The organism is Phenylobacterium sp. (assembly GCF_036963605.1).
In the GTDB taxonomy this organism is placed as follows: Bacteria; Pseudomonadota; Alphaproteobacteria; order Caulobacterales; family Caulobacteraceae; genus Phenylobacterium.
The window spans coordinates 1-557 of record NZ_JBALUY010000157.1 but is presented as its reverse complement, the minus strand read 5'-3'; the positions used below and the strand labels follow the sequence as shown (position 1 = coordinate 557).

The following is a 557-nucleotide window of genomic DNA, read 5'->3' as shown; positions in this document are numbered from 1 at the left end:
CCACCAGTGAATAGAGGTAGGCAGCCGCCACGCCGAGGCTGATCAGGGTCCACATGTTCGGGCTACGGTTCACCACCGAGTCCCAGCCGCTCCGAAAGAACGGCAAGGCGGCCCAGAGGATGATTGGCGTCGCCAGCACGAACTCAAGATAGCTGGCGGTCTGATGCCCGATCCAGTCGCGCACTGGCAAGGCCACCAATTCGCCCATCGTGAGGATGACAAGCGGCACCGCGGCTGCGGCCGAAATCCACATGCGACGCGTGAAGTCGGTCAGTTCCTCGCTTGGCTCGTCAGACGGCACCATCGGCTCCAGCGCCATGCCGCAGATCGGGCAGGCACCTGGCGCATCGCGGACGATTTCGGGATGCATCGGACAGGTGTACTTGACGTTGGCCGGGGCGGTCTTCTTCTGTCCAGCGGCACGCCCTGAAGCGTAGAACCACGGATCAGCTTTGAACTTCCCTTGGCATTTTTCCGAGCAGAAATGGAAGGTCTCGCCCTGAAACTCGGCGTGACGCCCGTCAGGCTTGACGGCGACAGTCATGCCGCAGACCGGG

General features: G+C 62.7%; 1 protein-coding gene. It reads right to left on the bottom strand.

Translation table 11 applies throughout. The annotated features are described in order from the left end of the window. A partial coding sequence (locus tag V7702_RS16840; RefSeq protein ID WP_335651222.1) for a heavy metal-binding domain-containing protein occupies nucleotides 1-544 on the bottom strand: 544 nt, incomplete at its 3' end. Between the last annotated feature and the right edge of the window lie 13 nt (nucleotides 545-557).